At 41.7% G+C, this 11,966-nt stretch carries 16 protein-coding genes, 1 tRNA gene, 1 pseudogene and 1 other annotated feature; of the genes and pseudogenes, 13 read left to right on the forward strand and 5 right to left on the reverse strand.

Translation table 11 applies throughout. The features are described from left to right. Positions 1–26: 26 nt before the first annotated feature. On the reverse strand, positions 27–971 hold the full coding sequence (locus ACM0OY_RS12890) for a glycosyltransferase family 2 protein (protein ID WP_414569244.1): 945 nt from the start codon (positions 969–971) through the stop codon (positions 27–29). A gap of 151 nt (positions 972–1,122) precedes the next feature. Between ACM0OY_RS12890 and rplS the strand changes: the two genes are divergently transcribed. The 10 genes and pseudogenes from rplS to ACM0OY_RS12940 all read left to right on the forward strand — a co-directional run bounded on the left by rplS (position 1,123) and on the right by ACM0OY_RS12940 (position 6,362). Then, the gene (gene rplS, locus ACM0OY_RS12895) at positions 1,123–1,485 is read left to right on the forward strand and encodes a 50S ribosomal protein L19 (protein WP_414569245.1); all 363 of its coding nucleotides are present in this window, start codon (positions 1,123–1,125) and stop codon (positions 1,483–1,485) included. A gap of 154 nt (positions 1,486–1,639) precedes the next feature. Then, positions 1,640–1,712: transfer RNA gene (locus ACM0OY_RS12900), tRNA-Trp, on the forward strand. Positions 1,713–1,999: 287 nt separating this feature from the next. Further along, positions 2,000–2,221 (forward strand): preprotein translocase subunit SecE, encoded by a 222-nt coding sequence (gene secE / locus ACM0OY_RS12905; protein WP_069071556.1) that lies wholly within the window; start codon positions 2,000–2,002, stop codon positions 2,219–2,221. Then, the gene (gene nusG / locus ACM0OY_RS12910; RefSeq protein WP_414569246.1) at positions 2,221–2,862 is read left to right on the forward strand and encodes a transcription termination/antitermination protein NusG; all 642 of its coding nucleotides are present in this window, start codon (positions 2,221–2,223) and stop codon (positions 2,860–2,862) included. The genes secE and nusG overlap by 1 nt, the downstream gene beginning before the upstream one ends. Positions 2,863–2,868: 6 nt before the next feature. Next, a complete protein-coding gene (gene rplK, locus ACM0OY_RS12915) occupies positions 2,869–3,294 on the forward strand; it encodes a 50S ribosomal protein L11 (protein ID WP_073640554.1) in 426 nt (141 codons plus the stop codon). Positions 3,295–3,437: 143 nt separating this feature from the next. Continuing rightward, positions 3,438–4,154: a 50S ribosomal protein L1 gene (gene rplA / locus ACM0OY_RS12920; protein WP_414569247.1), complete on the forward strand. Its 717-nt coding sequence runs from the start codon at positions 3,438–3,440 to the stop codon at positions 4,152–4,154. Positions 4,155–4,253: 99 nt separating this feature from the next. Then, positions 4,254–4,421 (forward strand) — a sequence feature (ribosomal protein L10 leader region). Positions 4,422–4,483: 62 nt separating this feature from the next. Beyond that, a complete protein-coding gene (gene rplJ, locus ACM0OY_RS12925) occupies positions 4,484–5,035 on the forward strand; it encodes a 50S ribosomal protein L10 (RefSeq protein ID WP_414569248.1) in 552 nt (183 codons plus the stop codon). A 65-nt stretch (positions 5,036–5,100) separates the two neighbouring features. Further along, positions 5,101–5,493, forward strand: a complete 393-nt coding sequence (gene rplL, locus ACM0OY_RS12930; RefSeq protein WP_414569249.1) for a 50S ribosomal protein L7/L12 — start codon at positions 5,101–5,103, stop codon at positions 5,491–5,493. Positions 5,494–5,639: 146 nt separating this feature from the next. Next, positions 5,640–6,039 (forward strand): annotated as a pseudogene (locus ACM0OY_RS12935) (XisH family protein). After that, positions 6,027–6,362 (forward strand): XisI protein, encoded by a 336-nt coding sequence (locus ACM0OY_RS12940; RefSeq protein ID WP_414569250.1) that lies wholly within the window; start codon positions 6,027–6,029, stop codon positions 6,360–6,362. Before ACM0OY_RS12935 ends, ACM0OY_RS12940 begins: the two are co-directional and overlap by 13 nt. A 133-nt stretch (positions 6,363–6,495) precedes the next feature. Here the strand turns inward: ACM0OY_RS12940 and ACM0OY_RS12945 are convergent, their stop codons facing one another. After that, positions 6,496–6,831, reverse strand: coding sequence for a hypothetical protein (locus ACM0OY_RS12945; protein ID WP_414569251.1), 336 nt, complete (start codon positions 6,829–6,831; stop codon positions 6,496–6,498). Positions 6,832–7,016: 185 nt separating this feature from the next. On the opposite strand from ACM0OY_RS12945, the gene ACM0OY_RS12950 reads away from it, so the two are divergent. Then, entirely contained in the window at positions 7,017–7,949 is a 933-nt protein-coding gene (locus tag ACM0OY_RS12950) for a hypothetical protein (RefSeq protein WP_414569252.1), read from the forward strand. Positions 7,950–8,021: 72 nt separating this feature from the next. Here ACM0OY_RS12950 and ACM0OY_RS12955 read toward each other — a convergent pair whose 3' ends face one another. From ACM0OY_RS12955 to ACM0OY_RS12965, 3 genes are all read right to left on the reverse strand, one after another. After that, complete coding sequence (locus ACM0OY_RS12955; protein ID WP_414569253.1) at positions 8,022–8,336, reverse strand: HigA family addiction module antitoxin; 315 nt, start codon at positions 8,334–8,336, stop codon at positions 8,022–8,024. A gap of 14 nt (positions 8,337–8,350) precedes the next feature. Continuing rightward, a complete protein-coding gene (locus ACM0OY_RS12960; RefSeq protein WP_414569254.1) occupies positions 8,351–8,644 on the reverse strand; it encodes a type II toxin-antitoxin system RelE/ParE family toxin in 294 nt (97 codons plus the stop codon). A gap of 364 nt (positions 8,645–9,008) precedes the next feature. Next, the gene (locus ACM0OY_RS12965) at positions 9,009–10,994 is read right to left on the reverse strand and encodes an amylo-alpha-1,6-glucosidase (protein WP_414569255.1); all 1,986 of its coding nucleotides are present in this window, start codon (positions 10,992–10,994) and stop codon (positions 9,009–9,011) included. 12 nt (positions 10,995–11,006) lie between these two features. Between ACM0OY_RS12965 and ACM0OY_RS12970 the strand changes: the two genes are divergently transcribed. Then, positions 11,007–11,177: a hypothetical protein gene (locus ACM0OY_RS12970; protein WP_414569256.1), complete on the forward strand. Its 171-nt coding sequence runs from the start codon at positions 11,007–11,009 to the stop codon at positions 11,175–11,177. Positions 11,178–11,405: 228 nt separating this feature from the next. Next, positions 11,406–11,930, forward strand: coding sequence for a diguanylate cyclase domain-containing protein (locus ACM0OY_RS12975; protein ID WP_414569257.1), 525 nt, complete (start codon positions 11,406–11,408; stop codon positions 11,928–11,930). Positions 11,931–11,966 lie beyond the last annotated feature (36 nt).

The following is an 11,966-nucleotide window of genomic DNA, read 5'->3' on the forward strand; positions in this document are numbered from 1 at the left end:
TTGTTTAACTCCTGAATTATCCTATATCAGGATTCAATCAACACAAATTTGCGAACTTGAGAATTGTTTCCTTGAGTTCGACGTGATAAAGCCGCACTTACCAAAAACTTCCAAGACTGAGGAGAAATTGCAGACGGTTCAAACATTGAAAGAAAACTTTTAATATTTTTTTGCTTGAGTGCTACTAAACTCCAATGTAGTTTTAGGTAATTTTTGATATCCTGAAAACGGGGAATCTTGAGGCGATGTTGTTCATCCACTAAAGCGTAAATTTTTTCCTTCATTAAGATATTTGTCGCCAACCGCCGAGATAAAGAAAACTTTTGGTTATAGGCACCAGGCCAGATAGTTCGGTAAGCAAGACAATGATTTAAGAAAATAGCATCACCAAATTGAGCAATCCGAATCCACGAATCGATATCATCGCAGTTAGCATCGAGTGTAGAATCCCAACCACCAGTTTTCAGAAAAGCATCGCGCCGACAAGCTACTTGTGCAGGTGTGCCAAAGGGTACAAGCTCTAAGAGCATACCGTAGTGAATATCAGCTTGGGGAATATAAAAAGCTAAACCAGGTCCAACCTGGGGAGTGCGAGAAAGTTCAACCTCATTGGCATCTACCTGAGCCGCCACACAAGAGCAGATTACAGCATCGGGACGAAGTGCGATCGCAGAGGTTATTTCTTCTATACAATTGGCAGCTAGATAATCATCATCATCGAGAAACTTAATCCAGTCGCCAGTAGCTTTGGCAACTCCAGCATTTACTGTCGCCGCATGACCTTGGTTAACTTCATTACGATGATAAACAACCTTATCGCCTAAGCTTTGGACATAGGTTTGGGTGTCATCATCAGAACAATCATCAGCAACAACCACCTCACACTCAATTGTTTGCGTACAAGCCGAATCAATTGCTCTTTTGAGCAAATCCAAGCGATTATAAGTAGTAATGACGACGCTAAATTTCATAAATTCATACCTGTGGTACAGCATTTTGCAATATAGCTTCCCTTTCTAGGCAGTTGTATCAGTGAAATTATCAATCTCCAACAGGTAGACTGAAATAGGATTATCGATTTATGATTGATGATCGTGAGTTTTTTAAGCAGACTGAAAGACTATGAACGCTCAAGAGATTATCCGCTCCATTGAAGCGGAACACTTAAAATCAAATCTGCCCGATATATATGTGGGCGATACAGTAAAAGTAGGAGTGAAAATTAAAGAAGGCGAGAAATACCGCGTACAACCCTACGAAGGAGTAGTCATTGCCAAGCGCAATGGTGGCATCAACGAAACTATTACAGTCCGCAAAGTTTTTCAAGGCGTGGGCGTTGAGAGAGTCTTTCTGGTGCATTCTCCCCGAATTGACAGCATCAAAGTCATGCGTCGCGGTAAAGTACGCCGTGCTAAATTGTATTATCTGCGCGATCGCGTCGGTAAAGCAACCCGGATCAAGCAACGCTTTGACCGTCCTTTGTAGTTTTCCTCTTAATAAAGTATGGGAGAAATCTCAAGCCTCAAGCGGCATCTGCCGCTGACTTGTTTTCTCCATGAAATTGATGTATGATAAAAATCTCATCTTGCGTTAAACTAAAGTTTAGTTCAGCGCAATGACTGAATAAAAAACAGCTTGTGCGCTCTTAGTTCAGTTGGTAGAACGCAGGTCTCCAAAACCTGATGTCGGGGGTTCAAGTCCTCCAGGGCGCGCTCAAGAGCAAAAAACAAAGCCCGAAATAATTACGCAAGCTGCTAAAAAAGCGGTTAGCGATAATATTTTCGGGCATAGCTATTGCATTGGTAGCTGTTTTGCTTTCAGTTACATTGAAATAAAGTCGAAGTTGCAAACCAGGACGACTGAATTTTAGATTTTAGATTTTAGATTGATAAGAAATCTAAATAAAATGGACAAACTAAAATCTCAAGTTGAGCGTCCTTGCCCTCAATTGGGTAAATCTAAAATCCAAAATTGAGTAACAAACGGGGGATAAAGGGCCGTGGCTAAAAAAAATGAAGCGGAATTGCCAGAAACCACAAACGGGTTTAGCTTCGGCAACTTCATACAAGGAACCAAAGAAGAACTTGAAAAAGTAGTTTGGCCTAGTCGCAAACAAATTGTGAGCGAATCCGCCGCCGTATTGTTAATGGTGGCACTTTCGGCATCTTTGATATACTTGGTCGATGGATTGTTTGCTTGGGCAGCAAAACAGGTGTTCTAATGAGTTTTGCAACAGATGAACCACGCAACTCAATGTTGCAGTCAGAGGAAACAGCAGAAACAGCAGAAACAGCGTCAAAAGAAGCACGCTGGTATGCAGTGCAAGTTGCCTCAGGCTGTGAAAAGCGTGTAAAGACGAATTTAGAGCAGCGCATTCAAACTTTTGATGTCGCTGATAAGATTATCCAGGTGGAAATTCCCCACACACCAGCGGTCAAAATCCGCAAAGATGGTAGTCGCCAGCATACAGAAGAGAAAGTTTTTCCAGGCTATGTGCTGGTGCGGATGAAGATGGATGATGATACTTGGCAGGTAGTACGAAACACATCCCACGTGATTAATTTTGTTGGTTCAGAACAAAAACGTGGCAGTAGTAAGGGTCGCGGTCACGTCAACCCCATACCACTGAGTGCTTCAGAAGTAGAACGCATCTTCAAACAGACCAGCGAACAAGAGCCGGTCGTTAAAATTGACATGGCTACTGGTGATAAGATAATCGTGCTTTCTGGTCCATTTAAAGACTTTGAAGGCGAGGTGATTGAAGTCTCTCCAGAGCGGAGTAAGCTTAAAGCGTTGCTCTCGATATTTGGTAGAGATACACCAGTAGAATTGGAATTTAATCAGGTAGAGAAACAGAGCTAAACACAAATGGCGAAGAAAGTAGTGGCGGTCATTAAACTGGCCTTAAATGCTGGAAAAGCCAACCCAGCACCGCCAGTAGGCCCCGCCTTGGGTCAACACGGCGTCAACATCATGATGTTCTGCAAAGAGTACAACGCCAAAACAGCAGACCAAGCTGGAATGGTGATACCCGTAGAAATTTCGGTTTTTGAAGACCGGAGTTTTACATTTGTACTCAAGACGCCACCAGCGTCAGTACTAATTCGCAAGGCCGCGAAAATCGAAAGAGGCTCGAATGAACCCAACAAAAAGAAAGTTGGTAAAATCACCAGAGCGCAATTGCAAGAAATAGCCCAAACCAAACTTCCTGACCTCAACGCCAACGATATAGAAGCGGCGATGAAGATTGTGGAAGGAACTGCTAAAAATATGGGCGTAACGGTAACGGATTAGTCATTAGTCATTGGTCATTAGTCATTAGCTATTTAATGAATAAACAGACAAAAGACAAAGGATAAAATCCAAAATCTAAAATCCAAAATCCAAAATTGTATCGGGGGAGAGGCAAAGCTTCGGAATTACCCCAGGAGAAAAAAATGACAAAAAAACTATCGCGTCGCTTGCAGGCGCTACACGACAAAGTAGAAGATAGGGACTATGAACCCCTAGAAGCTTTAGCCCTTTTAAAAGACACAGCAACAGCTAAATTTCCCGAAGCCGCGGAAGCGCATATCCGGCTAGGAATTGACCCAAAGTATACAGACCAACAGTTGCGGACAACGGTAGCACTGCCCAAAGGTACAGGACAAATTGTGCGAGTGGCGGTGATTGCTAGAGGCGAAAAAGTAACAGAAGCAACAAACGCTGGTGCTGATATCGCAGGTTCGGAAGAACTAATTGACGATATTCAAAAAGGCATGATGGACTTTGACAAGCTGATTGCCACACCTGATGTCATGCCACAGGTGGCGAAGTTAGGTAAATTGCTTGGGCCTCGTGGTTTGATGCCATCTCCCAAGGGTGGAACGGTGACATTTGACATTGCAAGTGCGATCGCTGAATTCAAAGCTGGTAAATTAGAATTCCGAGCCGATAGAACTGGCATTGTCCATGTTATGTTTGGTAAGGCAACCTTCTCGCCTGAAGATTTGTTAGTCAACCTGAAGGCGTTGCAAGAAACAATTGACCGTAACCGTCCTTCAGGAGCTAAAGGTCGCTATTGGCGGACATTTTATGTAGCTGCTACTATGGGACCATCGATTAAAGTTGATATCAGCGCCCTACGAGATTTGAAACTAAGCGAAGCAGCATAGTAGAGACTGGGGACTAGGGACTAGGGACTGGGGAAGAGTTTTCCTAGTACCCAATAACTAAAACCTAATACCCAGTACCCAATCCTCAATCACCAGTACCTAATTGAATAGGCAAAGCCGGAGACAGCAGGTGCTAATAGCTTAATATCCTGCCGAGGTTAAAACTCTAATTGCCAGAATTACCACCGATAAAGGTGTGATAACTATGGCATCAGGAGTCTTACTACTTAACCCCGGCTATGTCAGCTGGGGTTTGTTGTTTTGGATTTAGTTGAGAAAAAAGGCATAAGTAGGGTAATCGCTGATTGTTTTGAGGAGGTGAGATTGGAATGGGTAGAACGCTAGAAAATAAACAAGAGATCGTAGCTGACCTCAAAGAAACTTTGAGTGAGTCAACTCTGGCACTGGTAATAGAATATCAGGGGCTAACGGTTGCTGAAATTACCGACTTACGGCGGCGGCTGCGTCCCAGTGGCACTGTTTGTAAGGTAACTAAAAATACCCTGATGGGCATTGCCATTCAAGACCAGGAAAAATGGCAGCCATTATCAGAACTGCTCAAAGGTTCTTCAGCTTTTTTGCTAGTCAAAGAAGATTTTTCATCTGCAATTAAGGCTTACCAAGACTTCCAGAAAGCCACCAAGAAGACAGAACTTCGCGGCGGTGTGATGGAAGGTCGCCTACTCAAAGAAACAGATGTCAAGGCTTTAGGTGACTTGCCATCTAAGGAACAACTCATGGGTCAAATCGCTGGGGCGATTAATGCTTTGGCTACCAAGATTGCTGTGGGTATCAACGAAGTTCCTGGTTCACTGGCTCGTGCTTTGCAGGCTGTGGCCGACGCAGAAAAAGGTGATAGCACCGAAACTACTGCCGAATAAAGTTAGTGGTTCATGAATAATGACCAATGACTAATAAATAATCAAAAATTACAGGAGTTATATCAATGTCAACTGCAACCGATGAAATTTTGGAAAAACTTAAAGGCTTAAGTTTGTTGGAAGCTGCTGAGTTAGTTAAGCAAATTGAAGAAGCTTTCGGCGTGAGTGCTGCTGCACCTGTTGGCGGCATGATGATGATGGCTCCTGGCGGTGCTGCTGCTCCTGCTGAGGAAGCAGTTGAAAAAACCGAGTTTGACGTGGTTCTCGAATCAGTTCCAGCTGATAAGAAGATTGCCGTGCTGAAGATTGTACGGGAATTGACTGGTCTGGGTCTGAAAGAAGCTAAAGACTTGGTGGAAGCTGCACCCAAACCAGTTAAGGAAGGTATTGCTAAGGATGCTGCTGAAGATGCTAAGAAGCGCATCGAAGAAGCTGGCGGTCAAGTGACTATTAAGTAGTCACAATTAAATTACTTGTTTTTAGATCAAGAAGCCTGAGTTAGTCAGGCTTCTTTTTTTTGGGGTTGCTTAAGTTTAATCTGAGCTTCCGCTGAAAATGCAGCAACACGATATCTTAGAAGTGGGAAATATTATAATTGATGCCCATGTCTGCTAAAGATGTCTTTCATGAAGTTGTGAAAATAGCTTTACAAAAGGACGGTTGGCAGATAACTCATGACCCGCTGTTGTTTCATGTGGGTGGTGTAAAAATGTCGATTGATTTACCAGCACAAAAACTGATTGCAGCAGAACGAGAAAATGAAAAAATTGCTGTTGAAGTCAAGAGTTTTCTAGAAAAATCTTCTACAATTTCAGAATTTTATCAATTACAGAGGTGCATTAAGGCGACGATATCCAAAACGGATTTTATATTTAGCAGTACCTTTAATGACTTATAAAACATTTTTTCAACTTGATTTTTTCCATGAAATTGTAGAAGAAAATAGAGTCAAAATTATTGTTTACGATGTTGAAAGTGAGGTGATTGTTGAATGGGAAAAATAGTACGATATCGTCAGATTGTACAAGAGATGCTTGCAGAGTATGGTAAGCAAAAACCTGCTTACGGTAATATTGAAGTTGAGACAATTTTTGACAGCGATCGCGACCATTATCAAATCGTTTATTTAGGCTGGGAAGGTCAGGATTGGGTACACAGTTGTATACTCCACATTGATATTAAAGGCGGTAAAATTTGGCTGCAATGGAATGGTACGGAAGATGATATTGCAGCTGATTTGGTGAATGCTGGAGTTCCAAAGGAAGATATTGTTTTAGGATTTCAGTCACCATTTATGCGGCAGTTTACGGAATATGCTGTGGGTTAACGTGGAAATGTCAGCATAATTAGCTTTAATAAAGTGCGTAGGCGTAGCCCGTCGTGGACATTGCATTTCCATAATCTCTTGTTAATTAGCAGGTGGGGGGATACTCAGTAATAAGTATCGCTTACTTAAGCAATTAGCACCCAAATTCTTCTCTAAGCCTGCGCCTTAAATCTCCAGAGATAGGTAGCCAGTTAATTTCTTGGCAGATATTGCTGCAAGTTTCCCCATTTTGTAAGCGCTGTCTATAGATGGCTATCAACAAGGTCTCTAGGCCAAACCTAGATAACATATCAGCTGCTAAGCCTATTATTCCAAGCAGAACGATACCACCAATCATACCTCCTGGACCCAACATTGCTAAAGCTGCTGTAATAGCAGCAGCACCAGTAAGACCTGTAGTAGCCATTGTAATTAGAAGTATAATTACAGGCAAACCTATTCCAGCCGCTTTCCTTACGAATTCATCCATACTATATTCTCTGGTAAATACTGATATAACAGACTCATTGGGTTTTCAAGTTTAGTATTCCCTGAAATTTGTACGGCTCAACATCAAATAACAATTGTTCTGTAGCGCAGTGATTTGAGGTTGGTTGTGGGGAAATATTATAACAGTACAATTTATAGCAGTTATAACTGTAATTATTCAGCAGTATGCTTGTATTCTTTATTCACGGTGTCAATACTCATAATTCTAGATATGCTGACGTACTCATCAAAAAAATTCACAAAAAACTAGCAACCCCTGCAAACTTTTACTCAAGTTTCTGGGGAAATTTATTCAACAATAAGAAACATAAAACCATTGGATGTATTGAAAAAGATTTTTCTAGAGTTTGTGAACACCATAAAGAATATAAAGGTTGGTATGATGATATTTACAGATACAAAAAACGAAGAAATGAGATAATCAGTAATTTTTTAGGTGATTTTTTAATTTATCAAAATCCCGATCGCGGTAAAGCGATACGTAAAACTATCGGTGAACAACTGAGTCAGTTCCTAAATGACCACTCAAATCAACAAGAGATTCACTTGATTGCTCATTCTCTGGGTAGTTTTATTCTTTGGGATCTCATTTTCTCAGATACTTTGGACAATGATGATCCAGCTTTTATTTTCCGTGAGAAACTAAATCTCTTAAATTTACCTAGTATTACGACACTGGGTTCTCCTCTTTTATTCCTTAAGCAAATGCTAGATATTGATTTCTCGGTTATCAATTATTATTTTAAAAATTATAATAAAGAAGAAACTGCTGGATTGCAGAAGCTAAGATGGGTAAATATAATTCATTCTTCCGACTTAATTGCCTATCCTCTCAAAGCTGCTATAGAAGATGAAATTAGCTCAGATTTATTATTCTGCGATCAGTATGTGTGGCAGTATGCAAACGGGATGGAAAAAACATTAAGAAATATGGGTCAATCAGATATGGCAATGGTTGTTGGAGCAGAAGATGCTCATTCTTCTTATTTCTACGATAATCTCGATGGTGATATCACATCAGACATCATTGCATATAATTTGTTAGGAAAGACACAAAAACTTTTAAAAAGGTGTGTCCATCCAAGACCTATGGGATGATTAAAGCAAATATCATTACACGGATACGATCGCCCTAAACTCACTAATTACCATCGCCCTTCATTACCTACCTCAAGCCGTTGCTTCAGAACTGTTGAATTGTGCAATAGTTTTTAGTTCCTCTTCTTCTTCCTTCAGAACATAGTAGAGTTCCCAATTCTGTTGGAGGTTTAACCAAAACTCTGAACTATTCCCAAAAAATTTTGCTAACCGTAATGCTGTACTAGGCGTAATACCCCGCTTTTGATTTACAACCTCATTAATTCGCTGATAAGGAACATGAATTGCATCTGCAAGTTCTCTTTGTGATATTCCCATTGGTTCTAGAAAATCTTTGAGTAATACTTCACCGGGATGTGAGGGGGGTCTATTTTTTGGAACTCTCATCTCTTGGTAATCTCCTAATGGTAGTCTACTATTTCAACTTCTGAGGGACCTTCAGATGTCCATGTGAAGCAAATCCGATATTGGTCATTAATGCGAATACTATGTTGACCCTTACGTTCGCCTTTTAAAGCTTCTAACCTATTACCTGGAGGAACTTTCATATCATTTAAGGAGAATGCTGCATTGAGTTGATCTAATTTTCTCTGTGCAACTTCCCAACAATTTATAGGACACTGTTTTCGGGCTTCCTTGGTGTCATTACCATCAAAAATATCTTCAGTTGCTTTATCTTTAAACGATAGTATCATAAATTAACATGATGACACAGCTATCATGCTATCAGAAGAGAAACCATAAATTTTAAGCGATCGCACTACACTCACCAATTGCCATCGCCTTGATAGCATTGACTAAAGTACCCGTCAGCAATGGAGCGAGGGTGATGTACGCAACCGTCACACAACCACTGAACTTTTCCAGAATTGTCGTTAACTGCTAACCAAATTTTTCAAGCAGAATGGCTTGTTTAAAACAGAAGTCAGAATTGAAAAGCCAGAATTCAGAAGTCAGAATTCAGAATCAAGATACCCAGCTGAATTTTGACGACTGACGCCTTTATTCTTTCTTGTGAAAATCAAATAAAAAGCGATTTTTTATACTTGATTCACCCTATCAACTCTGCGTTGCCTGCCAAGCACGCAACACCTCTGCAACTGTCCACGCTTGGGCAATACATCCGCGTGGAGTCATGGGGGGATCGCCATCAAAAATTTCGCTGAGACTGCCAATGCCGTGTGCTGTGAGATGATTAGCCATTGGTTGGAGAAATTGACGCGCCTGCTTAGCATTTTTGTAGACGCGCAAGTGTGCTAGAACAAATGGCCCCAACAACCAACCCCAGACGGTTCCTTGGTGGTAACCGCTGTCACGTTGATACTGGTTACCTCCGTATTTTACTTGGTATTGGGGATGATTGGGGGCAAGCGATCGCAATCCATGTGAAGTTAGTAGCATCTGCCCACAAATGTCTACTACTGCTTTTTGTTGGGCTGGTGTCAGCGGACTTTCGGGTAAGGAAACGGCAAAAATCTGGTTAGGACGCCCAGATGCGTCGTCTCCATCGGGAGTATCGAGGACATCGTAGCAATAGCCTGTTTCTTGATTCCAAAAGCGAGAAAATCTGATTTGGGCGCGGTCTGCGATCGCTTCATACTCTTGGTGGGGCTTGCCAATTAGACGGGCAAATTTAGCCATTGTCCGCAAAGCATTATACCACAGAGCATTGACTTCAATTGGTTTACCAATGCGAGGCGTTACTACCCAATCTCCCACTTTCGCATCCATCCAAGTGAGTTGCACACCTTGGTCTCCTGCATACAGTAAACCATCAGTGGCATCGAGGCGGATGTTGTAGCGTGTGCCGCGACAGTGCCAGTTGATGATGTCTGCCAATACGGGGAATAGTTCCATCAACAAATCATTATCTTCAGTGGCGTTGTAATAAGCTCGAATGGCTTCAAAATACCAGAGAGTTGCATCCACTGTGTTGTATTCTGGTGTTTCACCCGCGTCAGGGAAACGATTGGGCAACATTCCCTGGTCTACGTGCCTAGCAAAGGTGCGAAGAATTGACCGTGCCACCTCTGGGCGGCCGGTGGCGAGGGTCAAACCTGGTAGGCTAATCATAGTATCGCGTCCCCAGTCACTAAACCAGGGATAACCAGCGATGATAGTTTTGCCATAAGGGTCTTCTGCCACTGAACGGTCAACAATAAACTGGTCAGCAGCCAAAACTAAATGATTTACCCAAGCAGGAAAATCGGCAGCATTCAGAGGTCGGTTAGCTTTCCAGAGTCCGATTAATTTCTGTTCTAAGGTGTGACGGTGTTTGAGTGCTGCTTCACCGTTCAACTCTGCTTGCTTGTGAGTGCTGGCAACAAACGTCAGGGATTCTCCTAAATTGAGTGTAACTTCAAAGGTGGCGGCGTGGAGGTGGTCTTCTTTATCGCTTAATCCCCGATAGCGTTCAATTGCTAAGTCAAAGTTATAGTACCAATTGTGGACAGGGGAGGCGCTGGCATGGTCAGTTAGCAGATATATTGGTACGGCATCAGGATAAGCAGTTATGCAAATTCCCTGTTCCACTTGTTCGATAGACATCTGCCAATTATTGTAATTATGGGTGTCGCTGTGATAATCGCGGTAGTTGACGATCGCCTTAAGCGTCAACTTCAGCGGTTGAGTGGCGCGACGCAGAGTATATTGAACATAAGTTGTATTTGCTGCTTGTTGCATCCAGATGCGTTTTTCTAACAAAGCATCAGCAACAGCAAAACGCCAGAGGGGAACTGTTCCTTCCAAAGAAAAATTTTCAATATGTTGATAACCATGGGGACTGACGCTACCATCTGCCCAACGATTGCTGTTTAGAGAATAAAAGCGATCGCCATACAACACTGTTTCATCTAGCTTTGCCAACAGTAAGGTGCGACCCAGAGGCGGTTGCAAGGCTGCTACTAGTAAACCGTGATAGCGGCGGGTCAATAAACCTGCCACCGTTCCAGAGGCGTAACCACCAATGCCGTTAGTAACTAACCATTCCCGTGACTCTGCTATATCGAGATTACCGCAGATTTCCCGCCCAAATTCAATACACATAACTCAACACTCTTGCTGGCGATCGATATTTGGATTATCAATTATCAATCATATAGTGTGGTGAGATGGACATTAAGAATTATTGAAGAAGGCAGTGTTTGGACTACTTGTGCCGAGCGAACGCGAGTGCGTCTCGTAGAGAAGCCGAGGTATGCTAAACAGTCGGCAGAAGAACAAATATGAATCTACATGTAGAGACGTTGCAATGCAATGTCTTTTGATATTATGCACAATTGTTTTCATATATGAAATCAGCAACGCCCAATTTTATGACAGAAACAACTGATAGCGTTGCCATAACAGGTAATAGTCATCGCTGAATTTGGTTGTTAAACTTTAAGTTACTGATAAAAACATAATTAGTATTTCAGATAGTTATCCCACAATTATTGCTTGGTAAAGTTGGAATTAATGAATGAACAAGTGAAAGCGACACGAGTTGCTTGGTGCAGTCCAAGTGATTTCCCCCAACCAAAAAATTTATCCCTCAATTTTGAGTGGATTCGAGTTGATAGTTCAGCTTTATTTGAGAAAGATTTTGACGTTGTTGTACTTGATGTCAAGACTTTTGAGAATCTGGAGGAAGTTAACTATATATACAATACTATTCGTTTACCGACAGTAGTTTTGATAGATACTATTGAGCAAGAATCTACTGCTCTTTGTTGGTTAGAAGCAGGAGATGAAACCTGTAAACGTGATGCAATTGATTGGCAAATAAGTCTGCGTTTGCAGCGGAGTGTGTGGCATAGCAAGCAAAAGCATTCATTTAATCTTGATAAGTTAACGGGGACTGCTAATTTTCGCAGGTTTAATGATTATGCCATCGAGCTTTTGACATCCAAGGAAGATGGAGAATCTGTATGTTTAATTTACATGGATATTGACGGTTTCAAGTTTATTAACGATAGTCATGGCCCATTGGTGATAGGTTAAGATAAAGCGTATTTTGTCAATCAGTTAAAATACTCA

This window comes from Nostoc sp. CCY 9925 (assembly GCF_963920935.1).
Lineage (GTDB): Bacteria > Cyanobacteriota > Cyanobacteriia > Cyanobacteriales > Nostocaceae > Nostoc.